Origin of the sequence: Pseudoclavibacter helvolus (assembly GCF_049707175.1) — a bacterium.
GTDB classification, from domain to species: Bacteria; Actinomycetota; Actinomycetes; order Actinomycetales; family Microbacteriaceae; genus Pseudoclavibacter; species Pseudoclavibacter helvolus_A.
Genome location: NZ_JBNAFM010000019.1, coordinates 23082 through 41261 on the forward strand (window position 1 = coordinate 23082; position 18180 = coordinate 41261).

At 68.8% G+C, this 18180-nt stretch carries 19 protein-coding genes; 9 read left to right on the forward strand and 10 right to left on the reverse strand.

Going from position 1 to position 18180, the window contains the following annotated elements:
- Positions 1-136 precede the first annotated feature (136 nt).
- The 3 genes from ACPYN9_RS14400 to ACPYN9_RS14410 form a co-directional block, all read right to left on the reverse strand.
- A complete protein-coding gene (locus ACPYN9_RS14400) occupies positions 137-475 on the reverse strand; it encodes a P-II family nitrogen regulator (RefSeq protein ID WP_424467234.1) in 339 nt (112 codons plus the stop codon).
- Positions 476-608: 133 nt separating this feature from the next.
- Positions 609-1862 carry an ammonium transporter gene (locus ACPYN9_RS14405; RefSeq protein ID WP_424467235.1) on the reverse strand — a complete coding sequence of 418 codons (1254 nt, stop codon included), beginning with the start codon at positions 1860-1862 and terminating at the stop codon, positions 609-611.
- Positions 1863-2047: 185 nt separating this feature from the next.
- A complete protein-coding gene (locus ACPYN9_RS14410; protein ID WP_424467236.1) occupies positions 2048-3097 on the reverse strand; it encodes a phosphotransferase enzyme family protein in 1050 nt (349 codons plus the stop codon).
- 233 nt (positions 3098-3330) lie between these two features.
- Between ACPYN9_RS14410 and ACPYN9_RS14415 the strand changes: the two genes are divergently transcribed.
- Entirely contained in the window at positions 3331-4662 is a 1332-nt protein-coding gene (locus ACPYN9_RS14415; RefSeq protein ID WP_424467237.1) for an aspartate aminotransferase family protein, read from the forward strand.
- Positions 4663-4670: 8 nt separating this feature from the next.
- On the opposite strand, the gene ACPYN9_RS14420 is transcribed toward ACPYN9_RS14415, so the two are convergent.
- On the reverse strand, positions 4671-4829 hold the full coding sequence (locus ACPYN9_RS14420; protein ID WP_424467238.1) for a hypothetical protein: 159 nt from the start codon (positions 4827-4829) through the stop codon (positions 4671-4673).
- Positions 4830-5286: 457 nt separating this feature from the next.
- Here ACPYN9_RS14420 and ACPYN9_RS14425 point away from each other — a divergent pair, with 457 nt between their 5' ends.
- From ACPYN9_RS14425 to ACPYN9_RS14435, 3 genes are all read left to right on the forward strand, one after another.
- The gene (locus ACPYN9_RS14425; RefSeq protein ID WP_424467239.1) at positions 5287-5949 is read left to right on the forward strand and encodes a GAP family protein; all 663 of its coding nucleotides are present in this window, start codon (positions 5287-5289) and stop codon (positions 5947-5949) included.
- Between the two features lie 336 nt (positions 5950-6285).
- Positions 6286-6786, forward strand: a complete 501-nt coding sequence (locus ACPYN9_RS14430; protein WP_424467240.1) for a hypothetical protein — start codon at positions 6286-6288, stop codon at positions 6784-6786.
- Between the two features lie 105 nt (positions 6787-6891).
- On the forward strand, positions 6892-7917 hold the full coding sequence (locus ACPYN9_RS14435; RefSeq protein ID WP_424467241.1) for an NAD(P)-dependent alcohol dehydrogenase: 1026 nt from the start codon (positions 6892-6894) through the stop codon (positions 7915-7917).
- A gap of 381 nt (positions 7918-8298) precedes the next feature.
- On the opposite strand, the gene ACPYN9_RS14440 is transcribed toward ACPYN9_RS14435, so the two are convergent.
- Positions 8299-8943, reverse strand: coding sequence for an NAD(P)-dependent oxidoreductase (locus ACPYN9_RS14440; RefSeq protein ID WP_424467242.1), 645 nt, complete (start codon positions 8941-8943; stop codon positions 8299-8301).
- A gap of 210 nt (positions 8944-9153) precedes the next feature.
- Here ACPYN9_RS14440 and ACPYN9_RS14445 point away from each other — a divergent pair, with 210 nt between their 5' ends.
- Both ACPYN9_RS14445 and ACPYN9_RS14450 read left to right on the forward strand, forming a co-directional pair.
- On the forward strand, positions 9154-9525 hold the full coding sequence (locus tag ACPYN9_RS14445; protein WP_424467243.1) for a winged helix-turn-helix transcriptional regulator: 372 nt from the start codon (positions 9154-9156) through the stop codon (positions 9523-9525).
- Complete coding sequence (locus ACPYN9_RS14450; RefSeq protein ID WP_424467244.1) at positions 9522-10373, forward strand: SDR family oxidoreductase; 852 nt, start codon at positions 9522-9524, stop codon at positions 10371-10373. The genes ACPYN9_RS14445 and ACPYN9_RS14450 overlap by 4 nt, the downstream gene beginning before the upstream one ends.
- Before the next feature lie 82 nt (positions 10374-10455).
- Here ACPYN9_RS14450 and ACPYN9_RS14455 read toward each other — a convergent pair whose 3' ends face one another.
- From ACPYN9_RS14455 to ACPYN9_RS14475, 5 genes are all read right to left on the reverse strand, one after another.
- A complete protein-coding gene (locus ACPYN9_RS14455) occupies positions 10456-10893 on the reverse strand; it encodes a VOC family protein (RefSeq protein ID WP_424467245.1) in 438 nt (145 codons plus the stop codon).
- Positions 10894-10940: 47 nt separating this feature from the next.
- A complete protein-coding gene (locus ACPYN9_RS14460) occupies positions 10941-11708 on the reverse strand; it encodes a class I SAM-dependent methyltransferase (RefSeq protein ID WP_424467246.1) in 768 nt (255 codons plus the stop codon).
- Positions 11709-11816: 108 nt separating this feature from the next.
- Complete coding sequence (locus ACPYN9_RS14465; protein ID WP_424467247.1) at positions 11817-12488, reverse strand: alpha/beta hydrolase; 672 nt, start codon at positions 12486-12488, stop codon at positions 11817-11819.
- Complete coding sequence (locus ACPYN9_RS14470; protein WP_424467248.1) at positions 12485-13231, reverse strand: DUF429 domain-containing protein; 747 nt, start codon at positions 13229-13231, stop codon at positions 12485-12487. The genes ACPYN9_RS14465 and ACPYN9_RS14470 overlap by 4 nt, the downstream gene beginning before the upstream one ends.
- 648 nt (positions 13232-13879) lie before the next feature.
- On the reverse strand, positions 13880-15115 hold the full coding sequence (locus ACPYN9_RS14475) for an MFS transporter (protein ID WP_424467249.1): 1236 nt from the start codon (positions 15113-15115) through the stop codon (positions 13880-13882).
- Positions 15116-15190: 75 nt separating this feature from the next.
- Here ACPYN9_RS14475 and ACPYN9_RS14480 point away from each other — a divergent pair, with 75 nt between their 5' ends.
- From ACPYN9_RS14480 to ACPYN9_RS14490, 3 genes are all read left to right on the forward strand, one after another.
- On the forward strand, positions 15191-15820 hold the full coding sequence (locus ACPYN9_RS14480; protein WP_424467250.1) for a TetR/AcrR family transcriptional regulator: 630 nt from the start codon (positions 15191-15193) through the stop codon (positions 15818-15820).
- 187 nt (positions 15821-16007) lie between these two features.
- On the forward strand, positions 16008-17411 hold the full coding sequence (locus ACPYN9_RS14485; protein ID WP_424467251.1) for an MFS transporter: 1404 nt from the start codon (positions 16008-16010) through the stop codon (positions 17409-17411).
- Positions 17412-17519: 108 nt separating this feature from the next.
- Positions 17520-18167 carry a GntR family transcriptional regulator gene (locus ACPYN9_RS14490; RefSeq protein ID WP_424467252.1) on the forward strand — a complete coding sequence of 216 codons (648 nt, stop codon included), beginning with the start codon at positions 17520-17522 and terminating at the stop codon, positions 18165-18167.
- Positions 18168-18180 lie beyond the last annotated feature (13 nt).

Genomic DNA, 18180 nt, shown 5'->3' on the forward strand with positions numbered 1-18180 from the left:
CGCGCAAGCCAGCACGGCTCGACGCACAAAGTTGTGGCATGTTGCTGTTCCCAGTGCCGGGAACAGCAACATGCCACAACGCTTTCGCCCGAGCCCGAGCCCGAGCCGGAGCCGGCGCCCGCGCGGCCGCCGCGCGCTACACGGCGGCCGGACCGGACTCCCCGGTGCGGACGCGGATGACATGGCTCACATCGGTGACCCACACCTTGCCGTCGCCGACGTTGCCGGTGCGGGCCGCCGCAACGACAACCTCGATGGCCGTGTCGAGGGTCTCGTCGGCGACGAGCACCTCGATGCGGGTTTTCGCTCGGAACGAAACCTTCACGGCCTGTCCCCGGTAGTACTCGGTGCGGCCCTTCTGGTGGCCGTGTCCCTCCACCTCGGTGATGGTGAGGCCCGTGAAGCCTGCCGCCTCGAGGGCGTCCTTCACGTCATCGACCTTCGTGGGCTGAATCACTGCGGTCACGAGCTTCATCGTCGCGCGCTCCTCTTCTGTGCTGGCGTGGTCTGTGCGTTTTGGTCGTGGGGTGCGCGCGGGGTTTGCGCGTTCTGGTCGCGCGGCGTGAACTGCGTCCGTCGGTCGGCGCCGCTGCGTGCATCCATCATGGTCAGCGCGGCTCGAGCTCGTAGGCGCTTTCGGCGTGGATGCCCCGGTCGAGGCCCACGGACTCCACGTCGTCTGGGACGCGGATCGGCACGATCTTGTTCATAACCCAGGCGATGAGGAACGTCACGCCGAAGGCGTACGCGCAGGTCACGACGATAGCGACGAGTTCGCCCCACAGGAGGCTGGGGTCGCCGCCGAAGAAGACGCCCGCGATTCCGGCCGGGGCGGCGGCGGCGCCGAGGAACACCACGAAGAGTGCACCGACGATGCCGCCGATGCCGTGCACCGAGAAGGCATCGAGTGCGTCGTCGATCTTGGCGCGGTTCTTCCAGCCGATACAGAGGGCGACGACCGCACCCGAGACGAAGCCGAGCGCGAGGGCGCCGAGCGGGGTCACCGCATCCGCTGCCGGGGTGATGCCGACGAGGCCGGAGATCATGCCGGTCGCCATGCCGAGCGTGGTGGCGTGCTTGTCGCGGATGCGCTCGATGAGCAGGTAGCCGAGGGCACCGGTGAGTGCGGAGAGTGTCGTGGTGAGCACGACGTACCCGGCGAGGAAGTTTGCGCCCGCCGCGGTGCCGCCGTTGAAGCCGATCCAGCCGAAGAAGAGAAGTCCGGCGCCGAGGAGGACGAGCGGCATGTTGTGCGGACGCATCTCCGTGTTCTTGCGTCGACCGAGCACGATCGCGAGGGCCACGGCCGAAGCGCCGGCGTTCATGTGCACGGCCGTGCCTCCCGCGTAGTCGTGCAGGCCGAGCACGTTGCGCATCCACCCGCCGACGGTCTCACCGTCGTCGCTCGTGAACGCGAACACCCAGTGCGCGAGGGGCGCGTACACGAGGATGGTCCACAGGGCGGCGAAGATCAGCCACGCCCAGTACTTCATGCGGCCGGCGGCACCGGATGCGACGATCGCGATGCTGATGGCGGCGAACAGGATGTAGAACGCGCCCCAGTAGGCGTCGACGGCGATGATGTCGCCTTCGGACGAGTCGGTCATGAACGACTCCATGCCGACGAACGCGAGCGGGTCGCCGATGATGCCGGCGCCGCCGACCGAATCGCCGAGCACCATGCCGTGCACGAACAGCACGTAGATGACGGCGACGACGGCCATGGATCCGAAGACCATCATCGCCATGTTGAGCATGTTCTTGCTGCCCAGCATTCCTCCGTAGAAGAACGAGATTCCGGGGAACATCAAGAGGACGAGGCCGAATGCGGCGAGCATCCAGGCGAGATCAGCAGCGGGCATGCAGTGCTCCTTGCGTTGGGGGCATGAGGGAGGGCGTGCGGGATGCACGGGTGGAACGGTCAGGGGGCGCGGCGGGCGCTCGGGGCGGGCGCTCGGGCCTGCGCGAGGAACGGCGGGCGGCGTCGCGGGGTGTGGTCAGGCGTGCGGTCGCGCAGTCGCGGCCGGGCGCATCTCGATCGATGAGGTCATTCGACGAGCCAGGTCGGCGACGCGTGGAACTGGTCGGCGGCGAAGATGGCGGCGTCGGTGACGCCTCCGCCCTGCAGGTCGGGAGGGAGGGCTTCGTCTCGGTGGGTGGTGCTCCAGCCGAGCATGGTGAGGGTGCGCACCATCGACAGCGCGCATCCGAGCTCGAGCTGCGCATCCGTTAGCGTGCCCTCGGATCGATACCCATCGATCCAGTTCCGGGCCATCGTTCGCGCGTCGGGCGTGTGCTCCTGGAAGGTCAGCGCCGACGCGAAGTCGTAGAGAAACCAGCTGAAGCCGGAGTCGTCGAAGTCGATGACGATGAGTCGCTCACCGTCACGGATGACGTTGGTCGGCCGCAGGTCGGAGTGCACGAGTCCCCAGTCCTGCCACCCGGCGGGCGCCGCCTGCACGGTTGCGACGGCGGCCGACTCGGCGCGTTCGAGGTGGTCGAGCTGGGCCGGGGTCAGGGATGCGCGGCGCCAGTCACCCCACCGTGCGCTCGAGCCGAGGAGGTCGGGCAGCCCCCACGTGAAGCGGTCGAAGTCCGCGGGTCGACGCCAGCTGCGCGCGTGGTCGTGGAGTCGGGCGGTGATCTGCCCGAGTTCGCCGAACCAGGGCGCGGCGTCGTCGACATCCTGCAGGATCGACCCGCGAACGTGCTCGAAGAACACCGCCTTCAGTGCGAGGCCGTCTGGCGACTGGATGCTCTGCGTCACTTGCCCGTCCGCGCCCGGGATCGGGGACGGAACTTCCGCGCATCCACAGTCTCTGATCGCCTCGACCCACCGCATCTCGGAGCGGAGCTGCGCGTCGCCTTCCTGGTAGCCGGGCTGCTGCAGCCGCACGACGCCCGCGGGCCTGCCCTCGATTTCGACGAGGTAGGAGGCGTTCTCCGACACCGAGATCAGGGTCGTCGTCGCGTGGGGTGCGATGCCGAACGCCGCGAGCATCCCTTCGTGCAGCCACGCAGGGGCGGCCTCGCCCTTGACGAGGACGTCGAAGACGCGAAGTCCGGAAACGGGTTGCTTCGGCGGTGCCTCGATCATGGTCGTCTCCTCGGGCTGGGGCGATTCGGCGGTGGATGCGCGAATCGCGGCTGCTCTGGTGGTGCCGGCTGCGTGCGGGGTGATCCATGTCTAGGTGCTGATTCGCTGTGGATGCGGCTTCTCGCCACACTCGTTACACACGATTTACCGGGAGGAAACAGTGTGCTCGCTTCGGGTCGACAAGATCGAAGCGCCGGACGGGCGAAGTGCGCCCGCGGGAGAGGACACGTCACGTGAGCAGATCCACGATCATGGACGGCAACAGCTACCGGGTGGGGGAGTCCTCAGCGGCGGCCGAGACCGAAGCCATGGTCGAGCGGCGCTCCAGGCTGCTCGGGCCGTCCTACCGGCTCTTTTACTCGAACCCCGTGCACCTCGTGCGCGGCAACGGCACCTACCTCTATGACAGCGACGGCGTCGAGTACCTCGACATGTACAACAACGTCGCGAGCCTCGGCCACGCGCATCCACGAGTCGTGGAGGCCATGGCCGCGCAGGCCGCCACGCTCAACACGCACACGCGCTACCTGCACGAGGCGATCCTCGACTACACCGAGGACCTGCTCTCGACGATGCCCGCCGAGATCGGGCAGGTCATGTACCAGTGCACCGGATCGGAAGCAAACGATCTCGCGCTGCGCGTCGCCGCCGCCTACACGGGCGGCACCGGCGTCATCGTCACCAGCGAGGCGTACCACGGCACGTCCGGGCTCACCTCGGCCGTCTCGCCAGCGCTCGGGAGTGGGCAGACGCTTGGGCTCGAGGTGCGCACCGTCCCGGGGCCAGACACCTACCGGACGTCGCCTGAGCTGGTGGGCGAGAAGCTCGCCGCCGACATCCGCGCCGCCATCGCCGACCTCGCCAAGCACGGCGTGACGTTCTCTGCGTTCCTCGCCGACTCGGTGTTCTCCTCAGACGGAGTCGCTGCCGACCCAGCAGGCTTCCTCAAGCCCGCGTTCGACGCCATCCACGAGGCGGGCGGCGTCTGGATCGCAGACGAGGTGCAGCCGGGCTTTGGCCGCCTCGGGCCCCGCATGTGGGGCTTCGCGCGGCACGACCTCGTGCCCGACATCGTCACCATGGGGAAGCCCATGGGCAACGGCATCCCCGTGTCCGGCATGGCCGTGCGACCCGAGGTGCTCGAGCCCTTCGCCACGGGCATCCCGTACTTCAACACCTTCGGCGGCAACCCGGTCGCGATCTCGGCGGCGCAGGCGGTGCTCAACGTGCTGCGAGACGAGGGGCTGCCCGAGCGTGCGGCCGTGGTCGGCGATCAGCTGCGTGCCGCGATTCGCTCGGTCGGGGATGCGCGCATCGGGGATGTGCGCGGAGCAGGGCAGTTCACCGGCGTCGAGATCGTGTCGGATCCCGCGGCAAAGACGGCAGACGGACAGACGGCCCTCGCGCTCGTCAACGCGCTCCGCGAGCACCGCGTACTCACCTCGACCGCCGGGCCGAACAACAACGTGCTCAAGGTTCGCCCGCCGCTCTCATTCCAGGAGCGAGACATCGAGCGGTTCACGGACGCGCTCGCCGCGGCGCTCGCGGACGTACCGGTCAGGTAGCGCCGCCGTCACACCGGAACGACACCGCCCAGCTGCAGCGCCGGGAAAACGACAGCCGGCAAGCTCGTCATGAAGTTGACCATGAAGTGCGCGATCGTCACCGGAACCAGCCGCCGCTGCCAGCGCACGATCAGCGCAGCGCCGAGCCCCCACACGGTGAACGCCACGACGTACACGAGCACCGCCGCCGGGGAGGGCGCAAAGAACGCGTGCTGCAGCCCGGGGCGAGGCGTGGCGGGGTGGGCGTGCGGTTCGGTGGGCCGGTTGAGGTGTTCGGTCTATTCGTGCCTGAGGGACTACGGGGAGCTGCCGGTCAGCCGCCAATCCCGGTCCGCGGTCCCAGTTGTCGGTAGTTGGTCCTGGGCGCTGCAGGTGGCCCCGAGAACCGGCAGTTGGTCTCCGGTGCTGATAGTTGGTCTCTGCTGCTGACAGTCAGAGTGACGTAGTCCTCGTTCGGTTCGGTTTCCGACGCCGTGGCGGCCTCACGTCACTCTGAGTGTGAGGGTCAGCCGGAAACCGTCCCAGCGGTGCTGCTTGGTGCCGCGTCGGCAGCGGTTGCGCGCCCGCCGCCGCGTTCACGTCGCCCGCGCCCGGTAGAGTCCACGGCATGCGGGAGCGCGAGAGGTGAGCGGCGGTCTGATCGCGGCGCTTGTCGGTCTCGCGGTCGTCGACTCGCTGAACCTGTCGACGATCGCCGTCGTCATTCTCATCCTGCTCACCGTGCAGCGCCCCGTCGCGACGGGTTGGGTCTATGCCGCCGGCGCCGTGGTCACGTTTTTCGGTCTGACGATGCTCGTCTACTTCGGGGCGAGCTTCGCCGGCACGCTGGTCGAGGACCTCGCTTCGTGGATGCGTCGCATCATCTTCGTCGGCTTCGGGATGTTGTTCGTCGTCTTCGGCGTGCGACGGTTCCGAACGCGCGAACGACGCGGCTACCCGTTGCTGCGCTGGGTGAACCCGCTCTCCGCGTTCCCGCTGGGCGTCGTGGCGACGATCGCAGACCTGCCGAACGCGTTCCCGATGTTCTTCGCCGTCGAGCGGCTCATCGACGCCGAGGTGGCGGCCCCGACGGCGGTCGCTGCGCTCGCGGGCTACACCGTGATCTACGCCGTTCCGACGGTGCTCGCGCTGGTGCTTGGCATCGTCTTCAAGGGCCGACCGCGCGACCGCTTCCGCGAGGTGTACGACCGTCTCACCGGCGGAGAGGTCAAGGCGAGTCGCCCGATGGCCGCGCTGCACTTCGTCCTCGCGGCGGCTTGCTTCGTCGTTGCGGCGTTCGTGGTCTGAGCGTCGGATCGCTGCGGTGCCGCGAGATGCCGCACACGGTCGCTCAGCGCGTAGTATGACGACCCTTTGGGGCATCTGGACGCACTGGCGACCGGACCATCTGGCGAGCAGATCGCCCGGCGACCGGACCACCTGGCGACCAGATCGCACGGCGACCGGACCACCTGGCGACGAGATCACTGGCGACCGGACCACCTGGCGAGCGGATCGCCTGGCGACCTGGCGACCAGGCCACCCGCACTCGAGCGTGCGCAGGCGTGGAGCCGAACCGGCCGGGGCGCTCGCTAGTCTCGCTTTCATGGACTCTGAGAAGTTGCCGCGGTCGGCCCGGCCGTCGTGGTGGGGTGCGTCGGTTCGGTGCTGCTCGTCGCCTTCGCGGTGCTCGGTTCGTTGCAGATCCTGGTGCTGAATCCGCTGGCGGCTGTTCCCGGCCGCCCTCTCCCTGACATCTACCGCGACGCGGCGGCTGCGAACGAGCCGTTTGCGGTGGGATGGGTCGTGGCGTTCGCGCTCATGGGGGCGGCGCTCAGCGTCGGCGGTCTGGCGTTCGCGCTTCGTGGGGGTGCGACGTGGCGTGGCACCGCCGTGTTCGCGTTGCTGGCGTTGATGCTCGGCACGCCCGCGTACTTCGTGGCTTCGTTTTCGATCGGGATGGCGATCGCGGACGCGTTCGGCACTTCCGGTGGTGACCATTCGAGCTGGTCGTCCGTGCTGTTCGGGGCGAGTGGATGCGCGTTGTTGGCCCTCGCCGTGCTGGCGGTCGAGGCCGCGGTGCGCCCTGCGGTGCGGGGTGCGGCCGCGCGGCGGGCGCGCGTTGGCGAGCCGAGCATCCGCTGACTCTGCACATAGCGAGGCGTAGCATCGGGAAGGAACCCCATACCGCGGCGCCCAGCGCCGCTCAGTGAAGCCGGGCCGTCATCCCGCCCGGAGAGAGGCAGCGCCATGAAAGCACTGCAGTACCGCGCGATCGGATCGCGACCAGAGCTCGTCGAGATCGACACCCCGACGCCCGGTCCCGGCGAGATCCTCCTCAGGGTGACGGCGGCCGGTGCCTGCCACTCCGACGAGTTCATCATGGGCGCCTCGGAGGATGACTACTACTTCAAGCCGCTGCCGCTGACGCTCGGTCATGAGGTTGCTGGCGTCGTCGAGTCGCTCGGCAACGGCGTGCGCGACGTCGAGGTCGGCGAGTCGGTCATCGTCTACGGGCCGTGGGGGTGCGGCCGCTGCTACCACTGCGCGAGCGGTGCCGAGCAGAACTGCGAGAAGGGGATGCGCGCGCCGGGCATCTTCAGCGACGGCGGCATGGCCGAGTACATGATCGTCGACGACGCCCGCCATTTGGTGCCGATCGGTGACCTCGACCCCGTCAAGAACGTGTCGCTCACCGACGCGGGGCTCACCCCGTACCGAGCCGTGAAGTCGGCGCTGCCCAAGCTCGTGCCCGGATCGACCGCTGTTGTGATCGGCTCTGGTGGGCTCGGCCACGTCGCCATCCAGCTGCTCAAGGCGCTGTCGGCTGCGACGGTCGTCGTGCTCGATGTTGGTGAGGCACAGCTTGAGCTTGCGCGTACGGTCGGCGCGGACCACACGTTCCTGTCGAACCCCGACGCTGTTCCCGCCGTGAAGGAGCTCACGCGGGGCCTCGGCGCGACGGTGGTCTTCGATTTCGTCGGTATTCAGCCGACGGCGGACCTGTCGGCGAAGATGGTCGCCGCAGCGGGCTCGGTTGTGGTGGTGGGCGTCGCCAGCGGTGCCGTCCCGATCGGGCAGACGACGGTGCCGCTTGACGTCACGGGTCGCGCCATCAACTGGGGCTCAAGGACTGAGCTGATGGAGGTCGTCGAGCTCGCGAAGCGCGGCAAGATCGACATCCATGTCGAGCGGTTCTCCCTCGACGAGGCTCCCGCCGCTTACGAGAAGTTGCACGCTGGCGAGATCCGCGGGCGCGCGGTCATCGTTCCGTAGCCGCCACGAGCCCGATCCTGCCTGCCACCGTCTGAAGCTCCCCGACCCCGTCTGAAGCTCTCTGCCCCGTCTCCCTGCTCTGTCTCCCTGCCGGTCTCGCCGTGCCGGTCTCGCCCTGCCGCTCTCGCCCTGCCGCTCTCGCGCCTCCTGCCTCCATCTCCTTGCCCCTTGCCGCGTGCATCCACACGGGGAATACATGCTCTTTTCGAAACGAGCATGCATTCCTCGTGTGGGTGTGGATGTGGATGTGGGTGTGGGGGTGGGTGTGGATGCACGAGGAATTGAGAGAGGGATCGAGGGAACGAGAAGGCGAGAGAGGTAGGCAGGAGAGCAGGCAGGCAGGCCGGTAGGCGAGCCGTCAGATAGGCGGCCAGGCGCGAGTCAGTACGCGACCGTGAAGCGTGCGCGGTGGTGCGCTGGGTGCTCGATCTCGGCGACGATCGCGGCCGCGAAGTCTGCGCCGGAGATGTTGGAGTCGCCGTTGTCGTCGGTGAGGAGCACGTCGCCGCCGATGCGGTACTGGCCGGTCGCTTCTCCGGGGGCCCACGCGCCGAAGGCTGCGGCGGGGCTCACGTAGAACCAGTCGAGCTCGGGGGTGGATGCGCGGAGGTCGTCGAGCACGCCGGCCATCTCTGCGGCCTCCGGCTTGACCGGGTCGGGGAAGCCGTCGGTGTCGGCGAGGCGCGGCCCGCCCTCGGCGACGAGCAGTGAGCCGGCACCGCCGACGACTCCGAATCGCACGCCCTTGGTGGCGGCGAGTGCTGCTGCGGATTCGAGGACTCCGCGCGTGCGGCCCTCAAGTTCGCCGCGCGGCGAGAGGGTCGAGACGACGACCTCGGCGCCATCGAAGGCGCGCTCGATCGTGCGGTCGTCCAGCACGCTGCCGGTTTCGTAGGTGACGCCCGCAACCTGTTCCTCTGGCAGTGAGCGGCTGAACGAGGTCACATCGTGTCCGGCGGCTGCGGCGGCTGTGACGAGGTTGCTGCCGGCGTATCCGTTTCCGCCGAGGATGGTGATCTTGGCCATGGTGGTCCTTTCGTCGAGGCACCCGGTCTCGGACGCCGACAGTCACCGTAAGAGACCGACGGCGAGGAGGGGAAGAAGGCACTTTGCGGGGCGTTGGTTACCGAAAAGTGCCTCTTGGGCGTCGCTTGAGTATCTGTCGGTGACTCAGTACCGTGCAGTTACCCAGGAACCCAAAGACCAAAGACCAAAGACCAAAGAACGGAAGCGCGCATGACTGAGCCGCTGTGGGACCCGTACAACCGCGACTGCCCGTCGCGTCGCCTGCTCGATCGCATCGGCGACCGGTGGACGGTGCTCGTCGTCGGCACGCTGCATGACGGCCCGAAGCGATTCTCGGAGATCCAGGCCACGGTCGATGGGGTCTCGCAGAAGATGCTCACGCAGACGCTCCGCGGACTGGAGCGCGACGGGCTTGTGACCCGCACCGTGTTCCCGCAGGTGCCGCCCCGTGTCGACTACGAGCTGACGGACGTCGGGCGCAGCCTGCTCGGCCCGCTGCGCATCCTCACGGAGTGGGCGACCGAGCACATGTCCGGCGTCGCGGACGCGCAGCGCCACTATGACGAGAGCAGGGCAGCATGAGCGAATCCCAGACCGCGCGCATCGCCGTGACGGGCAGCACTGGCGCCGTCGGCGGCCTCGTCGCGCGCCAGCTCGCGGCAGCCGGAGCCTCGCAGCTCCTCCTCGCGCGCACCCCGGCGAACGCGCCGCAGCTGCCCGGATGCGTGGTCGCGCCGTTCAGCTACGCCGACCGCGAAGCATCCACCGCCGCACTCCGAGGAACCCGGACGCTCTTCATGGTGTCGGCGGCCGAGAGCGAGTCGCGGCTGGATGACCACCGGGCGTTCATCGACGCGGCGGTGGCCGCCGGTGTCGAGCAGGTCGTGTACACATCGTTCTTCGGCGCGTCGCCCGACGCGACGTTCACGCTCGCCCGCGACCACTTCGCGACAGAGGAGTACCTCAAGGCGTCCGGCATGAGGTGGACCTTCCTGCGCGACAACTTCTACATGGACGTCATGCCCATGTTCGTTGGCGACGACGGCGTGCTGCGCGGGCTGGCGGGTGATGGCAGGGTCTCGATCGTGAGCCGCGCCGACGTGGCGGCGGTCGCGACGGCCGTGCTGCGTGCACCGGATGCGCACCAGGGGGCGACGTACGACCTGACGGGGCCGGAGGCGCTCACCGCAACCGACATCGCGGCGGCGATCGCCGCATCCCGAGGCACCGCCGTCACCTTCCATGACGAGACGCTCGAGGAGGCCTACGAGTCGCGGAGGAAGTGGGATGCGCCCGCCTGGCAGAACGACGCCTGGGTGAGCACGTACACGGCGATCGCGAGCGGCGAGCTGTCGCGGGTGACCGGCGACGTCGAGCGCGTCACGGGGCGAGCGCCGCTGATGTTCGCGGCGTACCTGGCGGGCGAGTAGCTAGCGTCAGCTACCAGCTACCAGCTACCAGCTACCAGCTACCAGCTACCAGCTACCAGCTACCCGCTACCCGCTATCCGTGTCAGCCCTTTGTGAGGTCCTGCGCGAGCATCACGAGGATGCCGCTCGGACCGCGCAGATACGCGAGCTTGTAGACGTCCTGGTAGTTGGCGACTCCGCGCAGCGGGTGGCAGCCGTGCTTCGCGGCGATCGCTAGGGATTCGTCGATGTCGTCGACCGAGAACGCGACGCGGTGCATGCCGATCTCGTTCGGCAGCGTCGGCTCGGTCTCGATCGCGTCTGGGTGGAGGTACTCGAACAGCTCGAGCTGGCCGTGCCCGTCGGGGGTCTGCAGGACGGCGATCTTCGCGTGGTTGCCGTCGAGCCCGACCGCCGTGGACGCCCACTCGCCGCTCACTTCGTCGCGCCCGAGGACGGTGAGGCCGAGGTCGGTGAAGAAGGCGATCGCGGCGTCGAGGTCGCGGACGGCGATGCCGACGTTCTCGAGTCTGATGGGCATGTCTCGCATGCTACCCACGCTGGCCCGGGAGCGGAACGGGAACGTGGTCAGGCCCGAATGCGCCCGACCCTTCCGCCGATGGGCCAGGTGGTGACGCGTTCGGTGGCGGGGTCGCCCCAGAGCGCGGCGAGGTCGCGACCGACATCCTCGAGCAGCCCCGCTCGGCCGGCCTCGCGCGCGGCGCGCACCGCTGACCAGGTCGAGAAGTAGCCGAGCAGGGCATCCAGCGTGAGCCGCTTCTGGATGCTCGGGGCGTGGAACTCGAGCTCCTCGAACGGGAACGGGAGGTCGCGGTACTCCCGCTCGACGAGGCGGCGCGACGGCGGCCAGTACGCATCGAGGTCCTCGGCATAAAACTGCTGGGCTCGCTCGTCGATCCCTGGGTTGTCGATGTGCAGGATGCCGTAGCAGAGCAACGCCACGATGCCACCGTCAACGCTGACGCGGGCGGCTTCTCCATAGAACGTGTCAAGGTCGAACCAGTGTGCAGCCTGCGCGGCGCTGACGAGTCCCGCGGAATGGTCGCGGATGCTCGCGGGCAGCGACTCCGCAGCCGACCGTCGATATTCGACATGCGCATGCGGGGCGGCGTTCGCGATCTGCTCACCGCTCGGGTCGAGGCCTACGACGCGCTCGAAGGTGTCGCCGAGCGTCGTTGTGAACTGTCCGGTGCCGCAGCCGACGTCGATCGCGAGATCGGTCGACGGTGCGAGCTCGGCGAGGCGGGCCGCGAGGGTGCCAGGGTAGCTCGGCCGGAACTGCGAGTACGCCCGCCCGCCCTCGTCGAACCAGTTGCGCGCATCCGTCTGAGCCATGCGGCGATGCTAGGGGTACCGGCTGTGCGGCACGCCAGCGCTCGCGCCAGCGCTCGGCCTACGCGCTCGCGCCAGCGCTCGGCCTACGCGCTCGCGCCAGCGCCCGGCCTACGCGGCGAGGCGCTCGAACTCCGCGACGACGCGGGGATGCTCCAGCACGCGGAAGTGCCCGCCGGTCGGCAACTCCACGTTCACCGCACCCGTGAGTGAGCTGCCCTTCGGGATGTGCGGGTCGAAGGTCCCGTAGACCGACACGATGCGCGAGTTCACGTCGAGCTCGCGCGAGAGCGCGAGGATCGTGCGATCGCGCGGCGAGAAAATGCGGAGGCTCGGCATGAAGAGCACGCGTGCGTAGCTGGACCCGCCGAACGGCGTCGCGACGGCGAGCATCGAGCGGATGCGCGGAACCGCGAGCCCCTGAGTCATGGCGTGCTTGCCGACGAGGCCGCCCTTGCTGTGCGCGACGACGATCACCTCCTCGAGGTTGTGGCGCTCAAGGGAGTCGACGAGGTGCTGCGCCGCGTCGGGCACGGGCTTTCGGTTGAACCCGAGCGGGTCGAGGACGTGCACGGGGTGTCCCATCGCGTGGATGCGCCGAATGAGCGGCAGCATGAAGCGCCACGGCTCGTAGACGCCCGGGATCACGACGACGGGCTGGCGGTCGCCGCTGAGGAACGTGGAGGGGTCGGTGCGGTCGAGAGCCGCCTTGGCCTGCTGGGCGACGACGTAGGCGTAGTCGAGGGTCCACCACCAGAGGCGTCGAAGAGTTCGCCGGATCATGCCGCGCCGGCCAGTTCGTCGATCGAGCACGTCGGTAGCGCGACCCACCCCTCTATCTGTGCCGCCTCGAGTAGCTCGGCCGGGACGGGCAGCGTCTTGCCGAGCGCGTGAGCTCGCGCGATCAGCGACGCGGCGAGCGCATCGAGTGCGTCGTCGGAGCGTGCGAGGAGCGCACGCTGTTCGGCGGTGGTTGCGAGGTGGGGGAGCGCGTCGAGCACGGCGCGGGCGGCCGTTGCGCGCGCCTCGGGCTTGGTCTTGTAGCCCGGAGTGAGGAGCCCCCAGGCCCGGAGCGCCGCCGCGGGGTACACCTCGGCGAGGCGTCCGCCGCCTGAACGGTCGACGCGCTCGCCCGCGTCGGCGAAGGTGTCGAGCAGCTCGGCGCAACGGATCGCCGTCATGCCGAGGCGGTCGGTCGACACGCTGAGCGGCCACCGACCGGTGTGCTCGCGGACGACGCGGTCGGTGTGGCGATACGCGAGTCGACGCCGGAGGTCGATGCCCGAGTGCTCGCGCTCGCTGGGCGACTGGCGGGCATGTGCCGACACGAACTCCACGAACTCGATGGGCCAGCCGAACGCGCAGTCGATGCCAACGGCCGTCGCCTGCGTTGATCGCGCGACGATCTCCTGGTCGGTAATGCCGAGCTGCAGGTGCGCGAGCTGCGCCTCGCCGGTGCCCCACTCGATGGCGGCAAACGCGGTGCGCGTGGGCTCGGCGGCCAGGTCGACGCCAACGGTTCTCACCCGCGCAACGCTACGCGACGCGCTTGGCGAGGCGATCAGCTCACACACGGCTGGGTCGGCTCGCGCTGCCGCTCGCGTTGCTGGCACTCAGAGTGACGTCAGGGCGGTTTCGGTCGCGGGCGGAGGGTGTCCAGCGTTGTCGTCACGCTGACTGCGCGCAGCTGGCGGTGCCGTGTGCCGTGCTTGCCGACTCGCGCCCGGCCCGGCCCGGCCCGGCCCGCCGAGCCGCGCCGCGCCGTGCCGGGCCGCGCGCGCTGCTGACACTCAGAGTGACGTCAGGGCGGTTTCGGTCGCGGGCGGAGGGCGTCAAGCGTTGTCGTCACGCTGACTGCGCGCAGCTGGCGGTGCCGTGTGGCCGGGCGTCCTGCTCGCGCCGTGCCTGTCGGCTGCCCCTCGCGCCGTGCCCGTCGGCTGCCCCTCGCGCCGTGCCTGTCGGCTGCCCGCTCGCGCCGTGCCTGCTGCTCGCGCTGCTGACACTCAGAGTGACGTCATGGCGGTTTCGGTCGCGGGCGGAGGGTTTTCAGCGCTGTCGTCACGCTGATTGCGCGCAGCTGGCGGCGCCGTGTGGCCGGCGCCGGCTCACGCCGCTTCCGCCGCTCACGCCGGCCCCAAGCCCCGCCGTGCCGGCCCGCCGGTCGGGGCTGCGTGTCAGTCGACGGGCGCGCTGACGTGCGTCTCCGAAGCAATCGCCTCGGGTGCCCGCGCCGGCGTCCTCGCCTCCCGCCGGCCTGCCGCCCAGCTCGCAACGGCTGCCAGGGCCACGAGTGCCAGTACAACGCCAAGCGCAGGCCTGAGGCCGAAGTCCTCGCCGAGGAACCCGAGTGCGGGCGGCCCGACGAGGAAGGCGATGTAGCCGAGCGTGGCGGCGAAGGCGACCCGCGCATCTGGCCGATCGCCGGAGGCGCCAGCGGCTGACAGCGCCACGGGGAATCCGAGCGCCGTGCCGACACCCCAGAGGATGGCGGCGGCAGCTGCGACCGCTTGGTTGTCGACGAAGATGATGAGCGCGATGCCTGCCCCACCGATGAGTGCGCTGGTGCAGAGCACTTTCATGCGTCCGAAGCGGTCGACGAAGGCCCCGCCGATGAAGCGTCCGATTGTCATCGACAGTGCGAAGACGGCGAAGATGCCGGACCCCCAGGCGGCGTCGAATCCGTGGCCGTCGACCATGACGAGGGGCAGCCAGTCGTTGGCGCTGCCTTCGGCCATGGCGAGGGCGAGCACGACGAGCCCGATGAGCAGCAGGGTTTTGTCTCGCCAGAGCGGGCTGCTCGCGGCGGGTGCGCTGTCGTCGGATGCGGCGCGGGAGGTCTGCCCGGTGGCGGGCGGCAGGAGTCGGATTGACGCGATGAGGCCGATGGTCACGGCGACGGCTGCGACGCTGAGGTGCGCGAGGATGGGGAAGGCGGTGGCGGTGGCGATCATGCCGCCGACGGCGCCGATGGTGGTGCCGAGGCTGAAGAAGCCGTGCATGGCCGGCAGCGTCGATTTGCCGAGTTGTCGTTCGACGTCGGCGCCCTCGATGTTGAGGGCGACTTCGGCTCCGCCCATGCCGAGCCCGAAGAGGCCGAGGCCGACGCCGACGAGCACGCTCGAGGTGGTGGCGGCTCCGCTGCCGATGGTGAGGGCGCTGAGTGCTACGAGGGTCATGCCGACGGCGATCACGGGGCGTGCGCCCCACCTGCTCACGAGTCGTCCCGAGCTGAGGATGCCCGCCATGGATCCGACGGAGAGCCCGAAGAGGATGAGGCCCATCTCTGCGGTCGAGGCGCCGAGCGCGTCGCGGACGTCGGGGGTGCGCGTGACCCAGGATGCGATGGTGAGGCCTGGGAGGAAGAAGAGCACGAAGAGCGCGACGCGGCGACGTTGGGGTGTGGTGCGCATGAGAGGATCCGTCTCGGAGAAGGGGAAGTGTGTTCAAGCGTACACACTTTGCAGGCGTCGACGGGAGGAGGTCTGATGAGTGGCTCTCGCAAAGAGGTCCCCAACGACCCCAACCGCAGGCAGAGAATCCTCGATGCTGCGCTCGGAGGCATTGTCGAGGCGGGAACGGCGGCGCTGACTTACCGGTCCGTGGCGAAGCGAGCAGGTGTTCCGCTCGGGTCGCTGACGTACTACTTCGCGGGCAAGGATGAGTTGATCGCTGAGGCGTTCGCGATGCTCGCCGACCGCATGGCGGAGCAGTACCGAGACATGCTCGAGGCGGCGACGTCGCCGGCGGAGGCGCAGGCGGCTGTGGTCGAGCTCATCGCCGGGGAGGCGTACGCCGACGACGAGCGGGTGTCGCTGCTGTTTGAGATGTACGCGTACGGCAACCACAACAGCGCGGCTGCCGAGACGGCGCGGGCGTGGCTGGACGTGAGCCTCGTGAGCCTGAGTCGCCACTTCCCTGAGCCGACGGCGCGGGCATTGGATGCGCTCATCGAGGGGTGGGCGATCCACCGGGTGTTCCGTGGTGGCGCGATTGATCGGGATGCGGTGGTCGCCGCGGTGCGCGCGATCGTGGCCAGCGGGGTGGGGGCTGACGCGGAGGAGAGGTCCGCGTCAGCCGAGGCAGCCAGGTCGTCCGAGTCGTTCGACTCCGTCTAGGCCGTCGAGGGCCCGCGACACCATCGGTGGTGCCGTGTGCGGCGTGAGCTCTGTCTGATTCTCGGCGCTGCGTTTTGGCGCGCTCTGCGGTGACTGTCGGCACCGGATTGTGCCGCATTGGCACGGCTATATCTCTAGCCTCGAAAAAATAGTATAGTTCTTGCGACCGATCCCCTATCGCCCTTCAATGGAGAAGAACGGAGTCAAGATGGAACCCTCGTCGCCGACGTCAACCGCAGTGACCGACCCCAGAAAGCCAGGATCCGACGGAGCCCCACCCGAGCCCGTCACCAAGAAAGACCTCAGGCGCGTCGCAGGCGGCACCTTCATCGGGAGCATGCTCGAGTACTTCGACTTCTCCCTCTACACGCTCGCGGCCTCGCTGATCTTCGCGCAGTTGTTCTTCTCCGACCTCGACCCCACGACGGGGCGCATCCTGAGCTTCGTGACGCTCTTCATGGGCTATGCGGCACGGCCGGTCGGTGGCGTGGTGTTCGCCCACTTCGGTGACAAGATCGGGCGCAAGAACATCCTCGTGCTCACGATCCTCATCATGGGGGTCTCGAGCCTCGCGATCGGCCTGCTGCCCACGTACGACACCATCGGCATCTGGGCGCCCATCATCCTGGTTCTGCTCCGCATCTTCCAGGGCTTCGGCGCCGGTGCTGAGGCCGCGGGCGCGAGCACGATGATGACGGAGTTCGCCCCGAAGGGGAAGCGCGGCTGGTACTCCTCGCTGCAATACTCGGGACTCGTGGCCGGCACGGCGCTGGCTTCGCTGGTCTTCCTCTGGATCTCGTCGGCAGGCGATGCCGCGGTGCTCGACGGCCTGTGGCGCATCCCGTTCATTGCGAGCGCGGTGCTCGTCGTGGTCGCCCTCTACCTGCGCTCCAAGGTGAAGGACTCGCCAACCTTCGAGAAGATGAAGGAGCAGCAGCACGTCATCAAGTCGCCGATGAAGTCGGTCTTCAAGCACAGCAAGAAGTCGCTGCTTGTTGGCATCGGCCTGCGCACGGCAGAGAGCGCCGGCTCGTCGATCTACAAGAGCCTCGGGGCGAGCTACGTCGCCGGTGTGGCGCTCTCGGGGCGGGAGGATGCGACGTCGATCGTCTCGCTGTCGATCCTCATCGCCTCCGCTGTCGGCATCGTCGTCGTGCCGATCGTGGGAGCACTGTCCGACCGCTTCGGTCGGCGCACCATGTTCCGGGTGAGCACGCTGTTCCAGATCTGCGCGGCCTTCCCGATTTGGTGGCTGCTCGCCAACGGCAACAGCGTCGAGATCATCATCAGCATGTCCGTCGCACTTGGCGTCGGCGTGTGGTCGGGGCTGGCGCTGCAGGGCGCGACTATCCCGGAGCTCTTCGGCGTGCAGCATCGCTACACGGGCGTCGTGCTCTCCAGGGAGCTCCCGTCGATCTTCGCCGGTGGCCTCGTTCCCACGATCGGTGCCGCGCTGCTGGCCGCGTACAGCGACAGCTGGGTTCCGCTCGCGATCCTCACGATCGTCTACACGCTGCCGGCGTTTATCGCCTCGGTGTTCATGCGTGACACGACCGACCGTGATCTCTACTCGATGAAAGACGCCATGTAGCGCCCAGCGCCCAGCGTCCAGCGGACGGCGGCGGGGGAGGTGGCATCGGCCACCTCCCCCGCTTTCGCGTCAGCCGCCATCGTCTACCCTGTGCAGGGAGGCAGAGCGGTGAACAACAGCACGAAAAGACAGGCGAGGACGCGGTCTGATGCCGCCTACGAGCACATCGTCGAGGTGATCAGTCGTGGTGAGCTTGCGCCGGGCGCGCCCTTGAATATCCCGTCGCTCGCGCGGGAGTTCGAGATTAGCCAGACCCCGATCCGTGAGGCGCTGGCGCGACTTGAGCACACGGGGCTCGTGCGCCGTGAGGCGCTGCGCGGCTATTTCGTGGCCATGCCGTTCACGGCGAGAGACGTGAAGAAGCTCATCGAGGCGAGGCTCGTCGTGCAGCCGGCGCTCGCTCGGGAGGCGAGTCTGCGCGTGACGCCTGACTTCTTGGAGTCGCTGCTGGAGGTTATCGAGGGGCGCGGGGAGGTGCCGTCGTTCGGCGTGGAGCGTGAGGAGCGTTTCTTTGCGCTCGTCTCGGCGCAGTCGGGCAACCCGTTCTTGGGGGCTGCGGCTGCGTCGCTCGCTGGCCAGAATCAGCGGCTCGCGATCGAGCTTCGCGATGAGGGCGGGTCGCACGCGGCGACGGATGCGGAGCTGCGGGCCGTGTATGACGCGCTGGCTGCGCGCGACCCCGAATTGGCGGCTTCGACGACGAAGCACCTCCTGGAGAGCTCGCGTGGGCGAGCGCTTCAGGAGGTGTCTGCGTAGTTCGGTTCTGGGG

What these genes read in the sequence shown, in the direction of transcription:
- ACPYN9_RS14400 (WP_424467234.1), bottom strand. Translation starts at nt 475, where the DNA reads ATGAAGCTCGTGACCGCAGTGATTCAGCCCACGAAGGTCGATGACGTG.
- ACPYN9_RS14405 (WP_424467235.1), bottom strand. Translation starts at nt 1,862, where the DNA reads ATGCCCGCTGCTGATCTCGCCTGGATGCTCGCCGCATTCGGCCTCGTC.
- ACPYN9_RS14410 (WP_424467236.1), bottom strand. Translation starts at nt 3,097, where the DNA reads ATGATCGAGGCACCGCCGAAGCAACCCGTTTCCGGACTTCGCGTCTTC.
- ACPYN9_RS14435 (WP_424467241.1), top strand. Translation starts at nt 6,892, where the DNA reads ATGAAAGCACTGCAGTACCGCGCGATCGGATCGCGACCAGAGCTCGTC.
- ACPYN9_RS14440 (WP_424467242.1), bottom strand. Translation starts at nt 8,943, where the DNA reads ATGGCCAAGATCACCATCCTCGGCGGAAACGGATACGCCGGCAGCAAC.
- ACPYN9_RS14445 (WP_424467243.1), top strand. Translation starts at nt 9,154, where the DNA reads ATGACTGAGCCGCTGTGGGACCCGTACAACCGCGACTGCCCGTCGCGT.
- ACPYN9_RS14450 (WP_424467244.1), top strand. Translation starts at nt 9,522, where the DNA reads ATGAGCGAATCCCAGACCGCGCGCATCGCCGTGACGGGCAGCACTGGC.
- ACPYN9_RS14455 (WP_424467245.1), bottom strand. Translation starts at nt 10,893, where the DNA reads ATGCCCATCAGACTCGAGAACGTCGGCATCGCCGTCCGCGACCTCGAC.
- ACPYN9_RS14460 (WP_424467246.1), bottom strand. Translation starts at nt 11,708, where the DNA reads ATGGCTCAGACGGATGCGCGCAACTGGTTCGACGAGGGCGGGCGGGCG.
- ACPYN9_RS14465 (WP_424467247.1), bottom strand. Translation starts at nt 12,488, where the DNA reads ATGATCCGGCGAACTCTTCGACGCCTCTGGTGGTGGACCCTCGACTAC.
- ACPYN9_RS14475 (WP_424467249.1), bottom strand. Translation starts at nt 15,115, where the DNA reads ATGCGCACCACACCCCAACGTCGCCGCGTCGCGCTCTTCGTGCTCTTC.
- ACPYN9_RS14480 (WP_424467250.1), top strand. Translation starts at nt 15,191, where the DNA reads ATGAGTGGCTCTCGCAAAGAGGTCCCCAACGACCCCAACCGCAGGCAG.
- ACPYN9_RS14485 (WP_424467251.1), top strand. Translation starts at nt 16,008, where the DNA reads ATGGAGAAGAACGGAGTCAAGATGGAACCCTCGTCGCCGACGTCAACC.